Annotated in this window: 17 protein-coding genes; 15 read left to right on the forward strand and 2 right to left on the reverse strand. The window is 47.9% G+C overall.

Annotated elements, in window-relative coordinates; translation table 11 throughout:
- Nucleotides 1-259 precede the first annotated feature (259 nt).
- Nucleotides 260-910 carry an NAD(P)H-dependent oxidoreductase gene (locus MKY35_RS12450; RefSeq protein ID WP_342446542.1) on the forward strand — a complete coding sequence of 217 codons (651 nt, stop codon included), beginning with the start codon at nucleotides 260-262 and terminating at the stop codon, nucleotides 908-910.
- A gap of 187 nt (nucleotides 911-1,097) precedes the next feature.
- Here MKY35_RS12450 and MKY35_RS12455 read toward each other — a convergent pair whose 3' ends face one another.
- Nucleotides 1,098-1,661 carry a helix-turn-helix domain-containing protein gene (locus tag MKY35_RS12455; protein WP_342446543.1) on the reverse strand — a complete coding sequence of 188 codons (564 nt, stop codon included), beginning with the start codon at nucleotides 1,659-1,661 and terminating at the stop codon, nucleotides 1,098-1,100.
- A 14-nt stretch (nucleotides 1,662-1,675) separates the two neighbouring features.
- On the opposite strand from MKY35_RS12455, the gene MKY35_RS12460 reads away from it, so the two are divergent.
- Nucleotides 1,676-1,888 (forward strand): hypothetical protein, encoded by a 213-nt coding sequence (locus MKY35_RS12460; RefSeq protein WP_342446544.1) that lies wholly within the window; start codon nucleotides 1,676-1,678, stop codon nucleotides 1,886-1,888.
- Between the two features lie 369 nt (nucleotides 1,889-2,257).
- Here the strand turns inward: MKY35_RS12460 and MKY35_RS12465 are convergent, their stop codons facing one another.
- Nucleotides 2,258-3,109: an aldo/keto reductase gene (locus MKY35_RS12465; protein WP_342446545.1), complete on the reverse strand. Its 852-nt coding sequence runs from the start codon at nucleotides 3,107-3,109 to the stop codon at nucleotides 2,258-2,260.
- Nucleotides 3,110-3,284: 175 nt separating this feature from the next.
- On the opposite strand from MKY35_RS12465, the gene MKY35_RS12470 reads away from it, so the two are divergent.
- The 13 genes from MKY35_RS12470 to narJ all read left to right on the forward strand — a co-directional run bounded on the left by MKY35_RS12470 (nucleotide 3,285) and on the right by narJ (nucleotide 19,142).
- The gene (locus tag MKY35_RS12470) at nucleotides 3,285-3,779 is read left to right on the forward strand and encodes a MerR family transcriptional regulator (protein WP_029515307.1); all 495 of its coding nucleotides are present in this window, start codon (nucleotides 3,285-3,287) and stop codon (nucleotides 3,777-3,779) included.
- A gap of 619 nt (nucleotides 3,780-4,398) precedes the next feature.
- A complete protein-coding gene (locus tag MKY35_RS12475) occupies nucleotides 4,399-5,280 on the forward strand; it encodes a DNA-binding protein (protein ID WP_342446546.1) in 882 nt (293 codons plus the stop codon).
- Nucleotides 5,281-6,190: 910 nt separating this feature from the next.
- A complete protein-coding gene (locus tag MKY35_RS12480) occupies nucleotides 6,191-6,709 on the forward strand; it encodes a sigma-70 family RNA polymerase sigma factor (protein WP_342446547.1) in 519 nt (172 codons plus the stop codon).
- Nucleotides 6,710-6,737: 28 nt separating this feature from the next.
- Complete coding sequence (locus tag MKY35_RS12485; protein ID WP_342446548.1) at nucleotides 6,738-7,844, forward strand: hypothetical protein; 1,107 nt, start codon at nucleotides 6,738-6,740, stop codon at nucleotides 7,842-7,844.
- Nucleotides 7,841-8,824: an ABC transporter ATP-binding protein gene (locus tag MKY35_RS12490; protein ID WP_342446549.1), complete on the forward strand. Its 984-nt coding sequence runs from the start codon at nucleotides 7,841-7,843 to the stop codon at nucleotides 8,822-8,824. The genes MKY35_RS12485 and MKY35_RS12490 overlap by 4 nt, the downstream gene beginning before the upstream one ends.
- Nucleotides 8,821-9,702 (forward strand): ABC transporter permease subunit, encoded by an 882-nt coding sequence (locus MKY35_RS12495; RefSeq protein WP_039274879.1) that lies wholly within the window; start codon nucleotides 8,821-8,823, stop codon nucleotides 9,700-9,702. The genes MKY35_RS12490 and MKY35_RS12495 overlap by 4 nt, the downstream gene beginning before the upstream one ends.
- 940 nt (nucleotides 9,703-10,642) lie before the next feature.
- A complete protein-coding gene (locus tag MKY35_RS12500) occupies nucleotides 10,643-12,232 on the forward strand; it encodes an MFS transporter (protein ID WP_342446550.1) in 1,590 nt (529 codons plus the stop codon).
- Complete coding sequence (locus MKY35_RS12505) at nucleotides 12,214-12,654, forward strand: hemerythrin domain-containing protein (RefSeq protein ID WP_342446551.1); 441 nt, start codon at nucleotides 12,214-12,216, stop codon at nucleotides 12,652-12,654. Before MKY35_RS12500 ends, MKY35_RS12505 begins: the two co-directional genes overlap by 19 nt.
- Nucleotides 12,644-12,970, forward strand: coding sequence for a hypothetical protein (locus tag MKY35_RS12510; protein WP_039274876.1), 327 nt, complete (start codon nucleotides 12,644-12,646; stop codon nucleotides 12,968-12,970). The genes MKY35_RS12505 and MKY35_RS12510 overlap by 11 nt, the downstream gene beginning before the upstream one ends.
- A 52-nt stretch (nucleotides 12,971-13,022) precedes the next feature.
- Complete coding sequence (locus MKY35_RS12515) at nucleotides 13,023-13,304, forward strand: hypothetical protein (RefSeq protein WP_029515295.1); 282 nt, start codon at nucleotides 13,023-13,025, stop codon at nucleotides 13,302-13,304.
- Nucleotides 13,297-16,983: a nitrate reductase subunit alpha gene (locus MKY35_RS12520; protein ID WP_342446552.1), complete on the forward strand. Its 3,687-nt coding sequence runs from the start codon at nucleotides 13,297-13,299 to the stop codon at nucleotides 16,981-16,983. Before MKY35_RS12515 ends, MKY35_RS12520 begins: the two co-directional genes overlap by 8 nt.
- Nucleotides 16,973-18,487, forward strand: a complete 1,515-nt coding sequence (gene narH, locus MKY35_RS12525) for a nitrate reductase subunit beta (RefSeq protein WP_342446645.1) — start codon at nucleotides 16,973-16,975, stop codon at nucleotides 18,485-18,487. The genes MKY35_RS12520 and narH overlap by 11 nt, the downstream gene beginning before the upstream one ends.
- On the forward strand, nucleotides 18,474-19,142 hold the full coding sequence (narJ, locus tag MKY35_RS12530) for a nitrate reductase molybdenum cofactor assembly chaperone (protein ID WP_342446553.1): 669 nt from the start codon (nucleotides 18,474-18,476) through the stop codon (nucleotides 19,140-19,142). The genes narH and narJ overlap by 14 nt, the downstream gene beginning before the upstream one ends.
- The last annotated feature ends 2 nt before the right edge of the window (nucleotides 19,143-19,144 follow it).

Below are 19,144 nucleotides of genomic sequence, written 5' to 3' on the forward strand. Positions count from 1 at the left end.
CAAAAAATTGGTGTCTGCATTTCAAGATCCCTCTTGACATTCATTTTTTTCTGTAACTATAATGATTACATTAAGAAGGGAGTTAGTAATGATAATATTCAGCGGATTTTCAATAGGACTCGAAAAAGTTCCACTGCTGATTGTTTACCAGACAGTGGAAGTCATGGAGTAGGGGAAGCTCTTTCATATCCACGAACAGCATAGCTAGAATTGCTATTAATAGCATTGTATCCTCAATTATTAAAGGAGTGGATTTATCATGGCAACTGTATTGTACGTAACCGCTCATCCTTTAAAAGACGGTACATACAGCCTATCAGTCGGCAAACAGTTTATCGAAACCTATCAGGAGGCCAATCCAGGAGATGAGGTCATTCATTTGGACCTGTATCGCATGGATCTTCCGCAAATCGACGCCGATCTTCTAAGACGCTGGGGGCAACCACCAAGTGGTCTTTCTTTCGATGAACTGAGCGAGGGATCGAAGGTCAAAGCGGTGCGAATGCGCGATATTGCGGACCAATTCATGACTGCGGATAAAATCGTCATTGTCAATCCGGTATGGAATTATTCTTTCCCGTCGGTTCTGAAAACGTACATTGACGCGGTTATAGTTCCGGGAAAAACCATTAAGCGAGCCGATAATGGGCTGCGGGGTTTGTCCGGTTTGATTGGGACGCAGCAGGACAAAAAAGTGATGCATATTCAGGCTTCCGGCACGGTTCTCTCCCATGGGAAGTTCAAAGATGTAGAGTACAGCCATAGTTATGTAAAAGCTATCATGAATTTACTGGGCATTGACGATGTGCAGGCTATCTTTGTTGAAGGTATCAGTGAGCAGCCGGACCAAGCGCAGAGCATAAAGGAATCAGCAATCCGGCAAGCGATATTGGCAGCCAAAGCGTTTTGATGTGGCAGCCTAAAGAAAAAGCGGAAAAATTCCAGGATTTTTTTTCTGGTTTTTCTTTCTCTTTTTTGACCATGATGGGGGATTGTATTGTCCTATTAAAATATTGAGTTGGACTTTTAAATCCAGGTTCATATTTACATGCAAAAAATCATCACAGATCCTTTCTGCTTCTTCAATGTTTTGAATATCAATATATAGCTTTTAACGCAGAAGTAATCTCATCCAAATGGCAGTGAAAGATGCCAAGGTTGAGAAGAACATCGACATAAAGCAGTTTGTCGACTGTAAATTGCTTGGTCAGCAGCAAAGCATTATTGAAGCTTTTTAAAGCCTCCGTTAACTGATTGGTGCGATACAAAATTTGACCCTGCAGATTATATGATTTGGCTCTAATATCGTAATCAAAAGGAGGCGCATGCTGAATGACATTTTCAATATATTCGTAGGCTTTTTCCATATCGTTAGATAACCAGTAATACCTTGCATAAAGTAATTGTTGCTTGGCTTTTAAATTAGCTTCTTCCTCTGTGATTTCTATACTCTTTATTATGTTTAGAAACTCATTTAACAAATTGCTTTCAAGATATTGTTCCGCCCTTACCAATTGAGCAGGAATGGAGGGAGGAAGAGAAACGGTTTCCGGGGCCTCTTCTTCTAAGAGAAAAGTAATAGAGCAATTTAATCGCTCCGCAAGCTTGCTAATGATCTCAAAAGAGGGCATCGCATTTCCTTTCTCAATTTGACTAATCAATATCAGATGATGAATTGACCCGCAGCTGGTTAGCAGCAGGGATAAGCAAGGATTATGCTGAGATCATGACCGGACTCGACCGTAAAATTCGCGAGGAAGGAGCGGAAGATCTAAGTACTGATACTGTAATGAGGGTGACTGTGAAGGCGCCTGTCTCCTTCCAACAATTTGCACAGAGACACGCAGAAATCTGGATGCGGGAATTAGACAGTACTATGACATTTTAGCCAAACTCAAACAGCGTGCACCAAGCTTGGAAAATTCCCTTGGAATCCTCGGCACTTCGCGTAGATATTTGTGTGTCCCAGCTTCCAACTGACAAAACCGAAAATATCTAGTCACGAACACAAGCTGAAAATTGCGCTAACAGAGATGCTCGTTGAATAAATTAGTCTAAATCTTCTATTAGAAACAGACTAGAATTATTGCTTTAATAGGGGGGATTATGATTAAGCGAAAGGTGGCATCTTATAAAGCTGAAAAGCAAATCCAAGGGTCAATTCAAGTAAAGAAAGGACAGGGTTCACTTCAAACCGCCCTGCCCTTTCTTTATAGATGAGGATAAACGAGTGATAAGTTTATGGTTCGATCAAGGTTTACAGATCGATTCTCCAGTTGCCCATCATCTTGGCGACTTCCGGGTCGCGATACGATAAGAAAAGACTTTCTCGCGTATCGAGGGCCGAAATTTGTTCGATATCATCCGCGCTCAACTCAAAATCGAAAATGTCAAAGTTTTCGACGATCCGCTCTTTTCTCACCGATTTTGGAATTACAACGACTTCACGCTGAACAAGCCAGCGCAATACGACCTGAGCGACGGACTTGTTGTGTTTTTCTGCGATCGAGAGCAACACTTCGTTTTTGAACATGTTGTTAAGTCCCTCAGCGAACGGGGCCCACGACTGGTGTTGAACTCCGTGCTCTTTCATAAAAGCTGCGCTCTCTGTTTGCTGGTAGAACGGGTGCGTTTCGATCTGGTTGACGGCGGGTACGATTTCGTTATGAACGATGAGGTCCATCAGGCGGTCGGGTAGGAAGTTGCTGACACCGATCGCCCTAATCTTGCCTTCGCGGTACAGGTCTTCCATCGCACGCCATGCACCGTAGTAATCGCCAAATGGCTGGTGAATAAGGTACAGATCGAGATAGTCGAGTTGAAGCTTCTTCAAGGATTTGGCAAATGCGTGCTTGGCACTCTCGTAGCCGGCATCCTGAACCCAGAGCTTGGTCGTGATGAACAGCTGCTCACGCGGTACGCCGCTGCGGTTAATCGCACGACCGACCGCTTCCTCATTCAAATAACCGGAGGCGGTGTCGATCAGGCGGTAACCAGCCATCAGCGCTTCATATACGGCGTTCTCGCATTCTTCAGCATCTGGAACTTGGTAGACACCAAAACCGATGATCGGCATTTTCACACCATTGTTTAATGTTACGGTTTGCATTGTATTTCCTCCCATTGTTCAAATGTAAAACGCAAACGACCGCAAAACTCGGAAATCGGGCACCTCAGTGGGCTTCCGCTTACGGTCGACTTGCATTACAATAAGCCTATCGCCTTCGTGTTACACGAAGTCAAGCCATCTTCAAAAATTTTTATTTTTCCAAGGAGGATTTCACATGCATACAGTCAAAGAAGCTGCCCAGATAACGGGACTCACCGAGCACGCTGTACGCTTTTACACGGATAAAGGCCTAGTACCAAGCGTACAGCGCAATCAAAACAACATTCGGATGTTCGACGAAGAATCGATCAACTGGTTGCATGGCGTCAAATGTCTCAAGCAATCCGGGATGCCGATTGAAGTCATTAAAATGTACGTCGATTTCTGTCTCGAAGGGGATTCGACCATTCCGCAACGCTACACACTCATGATGGAGCATAAGGAAGCGGCGCTCATTAAGCTCGAAGAAGCCAAACAGCACGTTGCCCATTTGGAACAAAAAACGGCTCTATATCAGGCCATTCTGGAGCACCGCTCTCCAGACACGACCAATCCTGGCAACTGGGATAAAATTCAGCATATGCATAGTGACGTTTTTTACTCGCCCTCTGTTCGGAAGGCTAGAGATCTACGTGAGACACAACCACTCGAAGAAAATCCTCTGTTTTAAATTCCTGGCTTAGGATGAACAAGATTCAGAACAGTCTAGATTGGACTAACGAGAGACGATAACTTAATCATAACGAGAAGGCAGCAGGCCAAATGGATCCATTGCCTTCGTTCAAATCCTCTGTTTTTACACCAAATAACAGCACTGAACGCATCGTAAAAGATCATAAAATGGTAGCGTTGTTTCAAACATGAGTCGAACCGTCTGGGTAACTTAGTTCTCGGACTGATCTTCCCAATGTATGTATTTACCTTTTTGCGGGATCAGTCGATCAGCTAACGCACTTTCGGGGAAGCTTTCTATGCATCGTATGTATACATGATTTAAAAGGAGGCAGCACCCCACGCCAGCGGTAGAATTGACTACTACAGAGATTAGAAGGTGAAGAAACGTAAGTCTGAAATAACAAGGGGCAGACTGAAAGATTTAATGGAACTGCGTCCAAGACTTAAACAGGCACAGTATGCAAAAATACTTGGGCTAAGCCAATTCAGTGTCTCACATCATATGCGAAAATTCAGAGAAGATTCAACTTGTGAATAGCTCACTTAACTACGTAATTGACCATTGCCCAATTATAATATACTATTGGTTAAAAATGTAATCAGGAGGCAGCTATATGTTTAACTCGGCAGTTTTAGAATCAATAAGTGACATAAACCTTTTGTATGAAATGCTGCAAGCAGAGTTTTCACTAGATGGTTGGGATGCTATGGTACATATTGCGGATAAACTCCACCACTCAATCAACGCATTCTATGAAGAAGACCAACTTAGACAAGCAAAAGGGCAGCCGAGAATTGATACTAAAAGACTTAAACGAAGTGTTGCTTTTTATTTTGGATATTCTATGGTGGCGAAAGGTATCGCATTGCAAAAGATGGGCGATTACTCAGCAGCCAGGGATTGTATTGAAAAGTACTCTGAATTGGGATGGATATCTGGATTGGACGATGAGGGGAAGGAGGATGTAGCACATTTCAGGATGATTGCAAATGCCAATACATATGTTTTGAATTTGCTGGAAGGTAATATGGAGACGCTTCCTGAATATGTGCAATTTATACACAATGCCGAGGAAGAAGAGTTGTTGCCGGGGATTATTACGATACTGGAGTCAGCTTTAAAACATAACTGTAACGTTGATTGGGCATTAAAAGAATTTGAACCTAATTTGGACGCTCTGGATGGAGAGTATGAAACGGAAGCCAATATTCGTTATTATATAGATCATTTATATCTTATGTCCCTTTACCACTTTAATAATGGTAATATTTACAATGCATTAAATATATCCCTCAAGGGATTGCGAATGTCTGATAAACTTAAGGATGATACTGGATATAAAAAAATCAATGCATTATTTGTTTCATTTAGTGTTCATGCAACTAAAGAACAGCTGAATGAATATAATGTATTGAACAAAACTATCCTAGAAAGGGTGTTAAAAGATGAAAAAGGCATTAGGTATGATGGCAGTAGTATTGTTTCTGTTAGGTAACGTAATCATCCCTACTGGTGCAGCAACGATCCAACCTAACAATCACGGCATGAATAGCTTCCAACAACTTAACAATCATGGCATGAATAGCTAGGTTCGTATATTTGAAACCCCTTCTACAAAGAAGGGGTTTTTATTTGGTAGAATAGTTCCAAAGAATCATAACAATCTTCTAGAAATCTACTGATTTTTCTGAAGGATTTCCACTCAATTTACAGAACACTTCATTGAGGAGAGGCGTGTCGAGGCAGGGGGTGCTTCGTGCCCTCATAAAGCCATTTCAGCAGCACAAAGACTTAATGTCTCGGCCGTCAATTCAAATAATCGGCTACATTGGGCGTTTTACATTGCAATAAAAACGATGAGTGCGCTCAACGTGATAACACTGACTAGTAATCGTTACTGATATATTCCCTCCATTCCTATTCCAGTCTTAGGTTCAATATCAATTAACCCCATGCATACTAAATAATGAAAAGTTAAGTGTCGTTCAGTATTTAGTTCTAGCGGACCTGACAAAAGATATTGTCAAACAGTTTCCTGGGAAATTTTAAGCGATCGTTATAGACGCTCCAAAGCAGATTAGCTTTTTATAATCACCCGAAAGGGTGGCTATGGAAAGCTTTTTTACTGGTTTAATGAATCGTTAATACAACGATGGATGTAGTCGGTACGACGTACATACACAAATTTAGTTAGAGCGACGAGCATAGGTTTTGCTGAAATACAATAGTTCTTTGTACAATAAAGTTGTTTTCTAATGTCTAACAATTTCTTAATCCTGATGTCATCGGACTGTCCAATTAAGTGCAGCCTAAAAAAATTCGAAGAAAATCTCCCGAGCATGATACAAAAAAGGAAGAAGGTTCGTCTTCCTAATAGCTGCAGCTTAAAAGGAGGCAATTATAAAATGAGTATTCCGGAATCCTCACCATTCCGCAACATATTTTATGAGTATTATCCAACCGTACGCAGAAAACTGGCTGCGCTTGTGCGAGATGAAGCAGCAGCCGACGATCTGGCGCAGGAAGTATTTCTGAGGCTGTACAGAAATCCGCCGGACAACCCGGCAACCCTGGGGGCATGGCTACACCGGGTACTGACAAGAATCGGATACGATTATTTAGAGAAGAGAGCAAGAGAGAGAAAGCTGCAGAATAAGCAGGAGATAATGTATGAAGGGGAAGTCGCTTCTGAATCCGGCGAAGAGGCGCTGATGCGTCGATTGGATCAGGAAGAGGTTCAGGCTTGGCTGGACAGACTGCCCGAACGAGACCGCCAAGCGCTGCTTCTGCGCTACTCCGGCTACAGCTATGCGGAGATCGCGGAAGAGCTTAATGTCAGGTCGCCGCTAATAGGCAGTCTGCTCCAAAGAGCGACACGCAAGCTGCAGGCCACATCCAGCAAGGCTATAGCAAGGCAGGACTAATCAAATTTTCGGAAAGGATTGAAACGATATGACTACTAAATTGCAGCATTCAGAAGCAGAAAAAAGTACACATGAAGCCTGGGAGAGGCTGCTACAGAAGCTGGCCATGGAGCCGGTAAATGCCAAGTGGGAGACTAGGGACGCAATTAACAAAGAGGACGTTCTGAGGCTTGCCGATACCCTTAGGCCGCCAGCGGACTCAGCTGCAATTCAGGATTCGGAATCCAGTTTGAAAGTTGATGCTCCGGCTCCGGTTGCTTCTTTCCGCCGGCGGGCAGGCAAGGGCCGAAAGTGGGCCGCAGCGGTGGCGGCAGCCGTTATCTTTGGCGTCGTACTTACAACCCCTGTGGGAAATAACGCGCTGGCGGCATTTTTAAATCAATTCTGGGTGCAGGATATCGCTACAGTTGACGAAAGCACGCTCGAAGGTATGTTTAATCAGCTGGTTCCGGGAAAATCGGCCGACATAGAAAACACCTTTGGCCAGTTTACATCGGAAAGCGGAAACGTACAGGGGGATTTTACGCGTGAACAAGCCGTCTCTAAGCTCGGATATCAGCTTCTTCCAGTAAATGTGGCCGGAACGAAGGAAAGTGTGTACGTTACTCCTTCGCAAAAAATTACAATGATGCTGAATGTGGATGAGCTCAATAAAGCTATGCAGCGTGTAGGGGCAACGAAGCTGCTGCCGGAGTCGATGGACGATAAAGAAATAGCGTTTAGTACACATGAAAGCGTAAATTACGATTTGGGTACCGATCAGGACCACTGGGCAACTCTGACACAGATGCAGGTTCCAGAAATTACGGTGGATCCGTCCGTTGATACAGAGGAAGTGGTGGATGCCGTTCTTCAGCTTCCGATTCTGCCTTCCGATCTGAAAGAGAAGGTAAAGCGCAGCCGCATTCTGGAAGGTTCCATTCCTATGCCATATGTGGTTAATAAAAGTGCTGAAACTTCTGAGATTACCGTTGGAGGAACCAAGGTTCTGGTTACAAACATGAAGTACAGCTCAATGACGAATCGTACCGCTATCTGGATCAAAGACGGACAGTTCTTTTCCTTTGAAGGTGGGAGCGCCTATGAGTCAGAGTTTGATTTCATGAACAAGCTTAAGGAGCTGGTTGAGGCATGAGTAAGCCGACAATCGACGCTAAAGGATTAACCAAGGAATACAGCAACGGGCGCGGCTGCCGCAACGTGACCATCACCGTAGGGAAAGGGGAAGCCTTTGGCTTCCTCGGCCCCAATGGAGCCGGGAAAAGCACATTTGTGAAAATGCTGGTCGGGCTCATCCATCCGACGGCCGGAGGAGCAACCCTGATGGGTGCACCCATCGGAACGCTCGAAGCGAAACAGCAAATCGAGTATCTCCCCGAGCTGTACCGGTATCAGGAATGGCTTACCGGTGATGAGGTCGTCCGGTTGAATGGGCGATTATGCGGTTTGGACAAGCAGGTGATCGACAAGAGAGTTCCTGAGCTATTGCATATGGTAGGTGTGGGTCAGCGGGGGAAGGACCGTGTTAAGCATTATTCCAAAGGCATGCAGCAGCGGCTTGGACTGGCTTGCGCGCTGGTGAATGATCCGGCCGTGATTTTTCTTGACGAGCCTTCTTCCGCCATGGATCCGGTTGGACGAATGCATGTACGTAATATACTTGAGGAACTGAAGCAGCAGGGGAAAACGATTTTCTTAAACTCCCATCTGCTTGAGGATGTGGAAGTATTATGCGACAGAATGGCACTCTTGAATAACGGACAGGTTCTCCGCCATGGGCGGGTAGCCGAAATACTTCAGAAGCGAGTCTGCTGGCGTTTTAAAGTCGGCGGATTTTCGCCTTTTTTGCTGTCCTGGCTTATGGATACGACAGAGCTCAGCTTTCGGGTAATAACAGATGGAAAAGCCGAAGGCGGATTTACAGGAGAGAGGGGCATAGATGATACCGTCTGGCTTGAAGCGGAACTGGAGAGCGAAGAACAGGCAGGCTGGATCAATACGTTGCTGATCGGACAGGGGATGACGTTATATGAAGTCACCAAAGTTCGAGAACGGCTTGAAGAGTGGTTCATGAAGGCTGTTGCAGGGCTGAATCATAGGGGGGAACAGGAATGAGGATTATTTGGACCATGACCTGGAAGGAGCTACTGCGCAAACGGGTCCTCCTGCTGACACTTTTATTAACTGTTGTATTCCTGCTGGGATTTTGGTTTATTGCCGGCGCCATCGCAGGAGATTCTACCTCCAGGGTGATCACAGGCGGTACGAATAATGAAACTATGATCCAGGAATTTACGCTCGGGATGTTCATTTTGATGCTCGGTTTTTTCTTCGCAAGTTTTGTCCTCGCCTTTTTAGCGATTTTCAGCTCATTTTCCACGATTGCGGGCGAGGCGGAGCAGGGGGTCATGCAGGCGATGCTGCCACGGCCGATTCCGAGGTGGAAATGGTATACGGGCCGCTGGCTCGGCTATGTTTCGCTTGGTGTAATCTATGCCTTGGTATTGTACAGCCTGATTTTGTGGATCACCGATGTGCATGCTTCGATCCCGCGTGATCCGGTAGTGCTGGTGCAGTCTTTTTTGCTATTTGCTTCAGTCGTTCCCTTGCTTGTAACCGTGTCCATGTTCGGATCCGGCTATTTGTCATCGGTTGCGAATGGTGTCGTCATGACGATGCTTTATGGGGCTGGTTGGCTCGGTGGCATGGTTGGAAAAATCATCGGCTCTGTGGGTCTGGAGCCAGGTCCCATGCAGACCCTGAACAATATAACGGGTGTCCTGTCCCTGATCATGCCTGCCGATGGACTGCAGCGTAAAATGCAGGCAGTGTTGTTCAGCTTCGAGAATATTAATGGACTCATCCCGGTAAGCACAAGTGGACCGTTTGGTATCGGCGAGATTCCTTCAACAGCCTTTTTGATATACGCGGCATTTTACACGGCTGTGCTCTTTGGACTCGGGCTGCGCCGCTTTGTCCGCAAGGATTTATAGGTTCTACTTTGAAGTTTCAGGCTTCAGCAGCCATTCAAAAAAATTGTTTTAAAAGACCTTCTGAGAATAAAAAAGATGGTCTAAAAAGACCGCCAAATTGCTTGCTTTATTCAAATAAATGAATCTATGAGTCTGTTTATCCATTTCGATCGTTCATTAGTTTCAGCCTCGTCTTTACGCCATAACCACGCTTAAAGCGATCAAAAAGGGCGCTAAGGTCTCCAAGTCTTAACGACATTATTGCAACCATATCTACACAGCGATAATAATGTTTTAAATGGGGCAGAACAAGATGGACTGCTGCTAGTTACTATTCTGACAATATGCATCTTAATTACAGTTTGATGTTACCCGTTAGAGAGCATCGGGTACAAGCTCAAACTTTAATCATTTGATGTTGACCTCTATGGCTAATATTTCTATTTTCAAAAGACGTTTTAGGATAACCTAGAGCGTCTTTTTATTTTGAAAATCATCTGGGTATATGCCCATTTCTGCAAAAGATGCTTATCTTTCCAGCGTAACAATCAATAGAAACCTACTATTTTGATTAACCATGTCAAGTTGGAGTTTTTCATCCTGTACAATAGAAAAAGACAGTGGTTTAGAATTTCTATGTGGCCAAAAGTATTCAAATATGACAGGCGAAGAACTGCTCATGGCGTGGAAAAACTATTAATCGCTTGAGCTTCATAAAATACAAATGCAATTGCTCTACATAAAAAGTTGACCTAATTTTTGCCCGCCAGCTACAGCATCTTCCGAAAATATTTTTCCACATCGTAGCCGATCATGGCAAGCATCCTTCCATCACAGGTTGCAAGTGAGCCGTCATTTGTTACCTCCCCAAATCAAATGTTTGAAAGGTCAGAAGTTTGTCAAAAATGGATATTATATCCTATATTTGCGATTCGAATAATCTTCAAAGGGGAGCTATAAAATGGTAAAAAAAATTCAGTTGCCATTGCAAACCTTAAGTCTGGTTGTCTCCTTTATGGTCTGGGTCTTGATCTCTTCCCTGATTTCTTACATAAGTCAGGATATTCCGCTGACGCTCGGACAAAGAGCGTGGTCCACCGCGATCCCGGTAATCTTGGGCTCTTTGCTGCGAATTCCGGCGGGGATTCTGACCAACCGCTTCGGGGCAAGGCTGATGAATACAGTCAGTTTCTTTATTCTGCTTGTTCCTGTCTACTATTTGAGCCAGGCCAATACTTTTCTGGATTTGGCGGTCGGGGGCTTCTTTCTTGGGATAGGTGGAGCCACGTTCTCGGTCGGTGTGACTTCACTGCCCAAATATTATCCCAAAGAAAAGCAGGGCACCATCAACGGGATATACGGGATCGGGAACCTGGGCACGGCCATCTCTACCTTTGGCGCACCGTGGGTGGCTGATGCGATCGGCTGGTCAAGAGCCCTTCAGTTTTTTTTGATTTTGCTCGCCCTTTTCGCTCTACTGAATCTGTTTTTAGGGGATAAGCACGAAGAGCGCGTACGAAGCTCCTGGAAGAATCAACTCAAGCAGGTTTATCGCAACGAAAAGTTGTGGTTTTTCAGCATATTTTACTTCATCACCTTCGGCTCCTTCGTAGCTTTTACAATCTATCTCCCCGGTTTTCTGGTCAGCTATTTTGAATTAAGCAAGGTAGATGCCGGACTCAGGACGGCGGGTTTTATCGCCTTGGCTACCTTTCTCCGTCCAGTAGGCGGGATACTGTCCGACAAGTCCAACCCTTTTGTAGTTCTTATGTTCGTGTTTGCCGGCCTAACCTTGTCAGGAGTTTTACTCTCTTTCGGATTGACCATGCCTCTTTTTACGTTGGGTTGTTTGATGGTAGCCGTGTGCGCCGGTATCGGGAACGGCGCGGTGTTCAAGCTGGTCCCGCTTTACTTTTCAAAGCAGGGGGGCATCGCCAGCGGGATCGTCTCTGCAGCGGGCGGTCTAGGCGGTTTTTTTCCTCCACTGCTGCTTACCCTGCTGTTTGGGTGGACAGGCCACTACGCAATCGGCTTTATGGCCTTGTCCGAGGCCTCGCTGGCCAGCCTGATACTTGTTCTGTGGGTATTTTTCAGCAACAAGCTGGAGTTTGCGTCGGATATTATCAAGTCCACAGCCGATGCCGTGATGGTCACTGATGCCAAGGGCGTGATCCATACCGTAAACGCCGCCTTCACCGAGGTCACCGGATATCCCAAAGAAGCGGTGATTGGAAAAACTCCCAATATACTCAGCTCCGGCTTCCAAGAACGCTCTTTCTATAATGCCTTTTGGGACACTTTGCTGACCACCGGAAAATGGCAGGGAAAGATCGTCAATCGCAAGGCAAGCGGGGAGATTTTTCAAGAGTGGCTCTCGGTAACGGCAATTACGAACGAGCAGAATGTCACTCATTATGTGGCTATATTCAGCGACCTTTCGCTGGCTGACTCCGTAATCGGGGAAGGTGAAGGCGGCGGGCTAGCGCAAAATCATTTCTCAAAAAAAGCAACAGGAAAGGAGGCGGGGGATTCATGTCAGGACCCGCATTGAGACATGTGGACAGTCATTCGATGATTCATGAGGCGGCCTTAGGCGAAGCAAGAGAACTTACCGAGCTGTTGGACAGAAGTATAAAAAAAGGTGAATTGGACAAAGCAGAGGAAATTGCCTACATCACGGTGGAGCATTGGGAGGGGCGTACGCTCCAGCACGCAGCCAGCGAAGAGGAAGGATTATATGTAGAAGCTGTGGGCATCAAGCCGGAGTTGAAGAATGTCATTATTTCCCTGACTCGCGATCATCAATTAATGCGAGAAATTGTCGCTGAGATTAAGGAACTGCTGGCGCAGAGCAAGGTGGGAGGCGAGCTTCTTGCTCGTTTTCAGGCTTTGATTATCGTTGATGAACTGCATAACCGGGATGAAATGAACATGCTGGAGAAAGAAGTGGAGGGACTGCTCCATGAAAAATGAGACCTATACACTGGCGGCGATGCTTCCCGACAAACCACTTCAATCTGTGGAGCCGAGACTGTATCGGCTACTGGTACAAGAGCTCGAGATGCTCCACCTTCATCCTTATGATGTGAAGGCGGGTGGCCGGACCGATGATCACGGCATCACCGTCTACCTCCGATTTGGCGAGGAATTGGGGCAGGTCACCAGCAGGAAATTTTCCTGGGCATTAGTGGAAGACGGCGATGAAGAGGTCTTGACCTTTTTTAAACAGTCGGCGGAAAAGATTAAGAAATCGATGATTGCCGATTATTTTAAAATGATGAAATTCTAACAAAGGTCGGCAGAATGAGTTGGAAAAATGGCTACGAAAGAAGGCGAACCAGATGAATCAGGTGGAAACGGAACAGTTTGTCCGGGATGATCGGAATGATTTGCTTGCCTTGCTTGAGATGAGATTCGGCGGAGTGCCACAGCCTGTGCAAGAACAAATCTGCCGGCTGCAGGATCTGAACGAGCTTCAGCGCCTGATTATCGCGGCTTGCAACGCAGCGGATTGGGAAGTGTTTATGGAAGAGCTTCAGTTGGGACAAGACAGCTTCAAACTGACGGGGGAAAGGTTTAATCCGGTAAACCAGCAGGGAAAGGAGCATCTGTGCAATGGCTGAGCATAAAAACAAGCTGCTTGATGCGTTGAAATACTTGCAACGCGGAGAGGCCATAAACGAGGGATGGACCGAGGAGAGCCCAAGATCCCGGGATTGGGAGAGCCTATACCGTGGCCGCTGGCAGCATGACAAGGTCGTTCGGTCGACACATGGCGTAAACTGTACCGGTTCCTGCAGTTGGAATGTTTTCGTCAAGGACGGCATTATCACCTGGGAAACACAAAAAACGGACTACCCGACCACAGGAGCCGACTTCCCCGAGTATGAACCCCGGGGCTGCCCGCGCGGGGCAAGCTTCTCCTGGTATACCTATAGCCCGATCCGGGTGAAGTATCCCTATATCCGCGGTGATTTGTACGACATGTGGCGTGAGGAGCTGGCAGTTGTTGAGGACCCGGTCACGGCCTGGAAAAACATCGTCAGCGATCCCAAAAAGCGTGACAGATACGTCAAGGCCAGGGGGAAAGGCGGCTTCGTTCGGGCGGATTGGGATGATGCCTGTCAGATGATTGCCAGCTCTATTATCCATACCATTCAACAATACGGTCCAGATCGTGTTGTTGGTTTTAGCCCGATCCCGGCCATGTCCATGGTGAGTTATTCGGCAGGGACACGCTTCCTGTCGCTGATTGGCGGGACCATCCTCAGTTTTTATGATTGGTATGCAGACCTTCCCCCTGCCTCGCCGCAGGTTTGGGGAGAACAAACAGATGTGCCGGAAAGCGGCGACTGGTATAACTCCAAGTATTTTATTATCTGGGGGACCAACATTCCGCAAACCCGGTCTCCTGATGCGCATTTCATGGTGGAAGCCCGTTATAACGGCACCAAGGTGGTCGGGGTCAGCCCCGATTATGCCGAGTATGAAAAGTTTGCGGACATTTGGCTGCCAGCTAAAGCCGGGACCGATGCCGCGCTTGCCATGGCTATGACCCACGTCATTCTCAAAGAATTCTACGTGGATCAGCAAGTCCCTTATTTTACGGATTACGCGAAAAAATTTACAGACCTGCCTTTCCTCGTGATACTAGAGAAACATGCCGATGCGTTTCGTTCGGGCCGCTTCCTACGGGCCTCCGACTTGGGAGATGCCCAGGAGTTGGCCGAATGGAAAACGGTAGTCTGGGACGAGGCATCAGGAGCGCCGATGGTTCCGAGCGGCAGCCAGGGCTTCCGTTGGGATCAGGACAGCAGGTGGAACCTGGATCTCGAAAATCCTGACGGGACAGTAGTGGATCCTCTGCTGTCATTTATTGATGCGGCGGATGAAGTGGCTCTCGTTGACTTTCCTTATTTCGTGGAATCGGAGGGAGGGACAGTTCGGCGTGGAGTTCCCGTAAAGCATTTGCCGAGTGTGGAAGGCGGGACGATCAGAGTCGTGACGGTTTACGACCTCATGATGGCTCATGTGGGAGTACCCAGGCAGCAACTGCAAGGCGATTATCCGGCCGATTATAACGATCCGAAGCCTTACACTCCGGCTTGGCAGGAGGCGATTACCGGCGTCAAGAAATCTCACTGCATTCAGGTAGCGAGGGAGTTTGCCGAAAATGCGGCCAAGACAGGTGGGAAATCGATGATCGCTATGGGCGGAGGAACGAACCATTGGTATCACAGCGACCAAATCTACCGTTCCATTCTGAATTTGGTTCTGCTCACGGGCTCCCAGGGAGTAAATGGCGGCGGATGGGCCCATTACGTAGGTCAGGAAAAGGTGAGGCCAGTGGAGGGGTGGCAGCAGATCGCATTTGCAGGAGATTGGATCAAGCCTCCCCGCTTACAAAACGGAACCTCCTTCTTCTACTTCGCGACGGAGCAGTTCCGCTATGAGGCCAAGGTCAATGAGGAGCAGAAACCATCCTGGGGCGGGCGGTTTAACCATATGCATCCTGCGGATGTCAATGCGCTGGCCGTAAGGCTCGGGTGGCTGCCTTCATTTCCGCAATTCAACCAGAACTCCATCAATGTGGCCAGACAGGTTCGAGAAAAAGGGTTTTCGGACGACCAGGAGGCCGTACAGGAAATTGCGAGAATGGTTAAAGAGGGAGAGCTAGATTTTGCGGTGGAGCACCCCAATGATCCGAACAATTTCCCGCGTGTCTTTTTCAACTGGCGGTCCAATCTGCTTGGCGATAGCGGTAAAGGGCATGAATACTTTGCCAAGCATTTGATCGGGGCGGACAATCAGGTGTTGACGGACCCGAGCCATTCGTGGCGGCCGGAGACGGTGAAGACGGATGATGTTCCGCCGGAAGGAAAAACCGATTTGTTCATCAGCATGGATTTTAGAATGACGAGTTCAGGGCTGTTTTCGGATATCGTGCTGCCAGCAGCGACCTGGTACGAAAAATACGATTTAAGCACGACCGATATGCATCCGTTTGTCCATCCGTTTAATCCGGCTATTGAACCGCCTTGGCAAAGCAAAAGCGATTGGGACGCTTTTCGGGAAATCGCCAAAACGTTCTCCCAATTGGCGGAGAAACATTTGCCAGCCTGCGAGGATGTTCTCATGACTCCGCTCGGACATGACAGTCCAGATGAAATCGCTCAAGCTCACGGAAAAATCCGCGATTGGCGCAAGGGAGAGACGGAGGCAGTGCCCGGCAAAACGATGCCCCATTTTTTATTGGTGAAGCGTGACTATCCGAACGTGTATGGAAAAATGATTACCATCGGACCGAACATTAAAAAGGGCTATGGAACAAAGGGGATTAAAATTCCCGGCGACAAGGTGTACGGCCAGCTCATGGAGCGGCTGGGGGCATCGAAACATGAGGGGATCGGCAAAGGACAGCCGGATCTATTCCGGGATAAACAGGTAATCGAAGCGATTCTGCTGATGTCTGGCGCCACGAACGGAGAACGGGCCGTGGAAGGCTGGCGTTCGTTAGAGACCAAAACCGGCAAAAAGCTGGAGGACATCTCAAAACCTCGGGAAGAAGAGGCTTTCACGCTTCTGGATATTACTGCTCAGCCCCGGCATACGATCTCAACTCCGGTCTGGAGTGGCTTGGAGAAGGACAATCGGAGATACTCGCCCTTTACCTTAAATACGGAGTACAGCATTCCATGGCGTACTTTAACAGGCAGACAAAGCTTTTATCTGGACCATGAGATGATTTTGGATTTCGGTGAAGGGCTGCCGCTTTATTTGCCGCCGCTGGAGCACGTTCCTTTTTTTAAGGGTGAGAAAGAAGTGCCAGCGAATGGAAAAACGATGACGATCCGTTATTTGACCCCGCACCAAAAATGGGGAATTCATACGATGTTCATCGACACCAATCAAATGTCGACGCTGTTCCGCGGATGGCAGGTCGTCTGGCTGAACGAAAAAGACGGGGCTTCGATCGGGATCAAGGATAACGATTGGATTGAGGTATATAACCGGAATGGAGTCATCGCAGCAAGAGCGGTGCTGACTTACCGGATTCCAGAGGGGATCGCTTATATGTATCATGCCCAGGATCGCACGCTTGGCGTGCCGGGCACCTCTATCACCAAGCAGCGCGGCGGTACCCATAACAGTGTGACTCGAATTACGATGAAGCCGACACATATGATCGGAGGCTATGCCCAACTGAGCTACGGGTTTAATTACTACGGGCCGACAGGAAGTCAGAGAGATACGATGACAATCATCCGACCGTTAAAGGAGGTTGACTGGCTTGAGGATTAAAGCGCAAGTCGCCATGGTCATGAACTTGGACAAATGCATCGGCTGCCATACCTGTTCGGTGACCTGCAAGAACACGTGGACCAATCGGCCCGGAACGGAATACATGTGGTACAACAATGTGGAAACCCGGCCGGGTCCCGGTTACCCTCGGGCATGGGAAGACCTGAGGAAATTTAAAGGCGGGTGGGTTCTGCGCAACGGAAAGCTGGCACTCCGGGCGGGGGGGCCAATCACCAAGCTGGCGAATATTTTTTACAATCCGAATATGGCCAGCCTGGACAACTTCTATGAGCCGTGGACCTATGATTACGATAGCTTGATTCATAGCCCCAAGCGGAAGCATCTTCCGGTCGCCCGGCCTGTATCACTGATTACCGGCGAATATATGGACAAGCCGGAATGGGGCCCGAACTGGGATGACGACCTGGCTGGCGGAAGCGAGATCGTACCGCTGGACCCGAATGTCAAGCAGCTTCAGGAACGCATCGCCATGGAGTATGAGAAGACATTCATGATGTACCTGCCCCGCATTTGCGAGCACTGCCTGAACCCTTCCTGCGTGGCTTCCTGTCCATCCGGAGCTTTGTACAAGCGGGAGGAGGACGGTATTGTACTTGTGGATCAAGACGCCTGCCGGGGGTGGAGATTTTGTACCAATGGCTGCCCCTACCACAAGGTATACTACAACTGGAATACGCACAAGGCGGAAAAATGCAATTTCTGCTACCCGCGGACAGAAGCGGGCATGGCCACGATTTGCTCGGAAACCTGTGTGGGCCGGATTCGCTATATCGGTGTCGTCTTCTATGACGCAGATCGAGCCAAGGCGGCAGCTTCCGTGGAGAATCCGCAGGATTTGTATGAATCCCAGCTTTCGGTGTTCCTTGACCCCTTCGAGCCGGAAGTGATCAAGGAGGCGAGAAGAAGCGGGATCAACGATTCCTGGATCGATGCGGCACAGCGCTCGCCGATCTACAAGCTTGCCATGAAGTGGAAGGTTGCTCTGCCACTTCATCCGGAATACCGCACGCTCCCTATGGTGTGGTATGTTCCACCGCTTAGCCCGATTATGAACCATATTGAAGAAGACGAGCTTCAGACCGATCACTATATTCCCGCCGTCGATCAGATGCGGATTCCAATGGAGTATCTGGCATCTCTGCTTACGGCAGGGGATACCTCCGTCATCCGTAGAGTGTTGCTTAAAATGACCGCCATGCGTGTACATAGGCGGCAGCAAGCCGTTGGCGGCATGGATGATCTCAGACACAGCCAGCTTTTGGGAGAGGCGGGAATTACAGTGGAGGAAATTGAAGAGATGACCCGATTGTTCGCTGTTGCCAAATATAACGAAAGGTTTGTGATCCCAACCGCCCGGAGGGAAATGGATGGCGCGAAAGAGCTTCATTACAAGCAGGGGGCCTGCAGCATCGAATCCATTACCCCGTCAAGCGCGGTCACGTCACATCTTTTCGCAAGGGAGGACATGGATGATGGAACATAAGCCCGTTTTGCTGGCGGCCTGCGCCAGATTGCTAGGATATCCCTGTGAGGATTTTCAGGAAATGAAGGAGGAACTGCTTGCAGCTGTCCAAGAGGAAATGAAAGATAATGAGCTGGCGAGCAGGTTTGGCCAGGCGGCCGAGGCTATCTTCTCGGTTCCTCCCAAGGAGCTTCAGGAAATTTATGTTTGGACGTTCGATTGGAAGGAAAAGACCGGACTCTATCTGACCGCTCATGAATTGGGTGACAGTCGGGAACGTGGGGCAGCTCTGATTTTGCTTCAGCATATTGTCCGGGATGCGGGCTTTATGATGCCGAGCGGGGAGCTGTGCGACTTCATTCCGCTGTTGTACGAGCTGCTGGCGGTAAGGTCCGACAATGTTCATGTACGCGCGCTTGAACTCCGGCTGGCCGCAGCCACAGAGCGGATTCGGAAGCATCTGTCTGAAGACAGTCCCTATTCCGAGTTGTTGAACTTTCTGATGACCGATGTTTTCGAGGTCCCTACGGAAGAAGAAATTCGCATGCTGGAGAGCAAGCGGGAGAGCGCCGATCTGGATGAACTGCCTTACCCTATCCTGTTTGGCATGGACGGTACGGCTCGTAGTGATTCAGGCTTACCTGTCTATAAAACGTGCAATGGAATGGGGGTATAATG

This window comes from Paenibacillus sp. FSL L8-0638 (assembly GCF_038593075.1).
Lineage (GTDB): Bacteria > Bacillota > Bacilli > Paenibacillales > Paenibacillaceae > Paenibacillus > Paenibacillus polymyxa_D.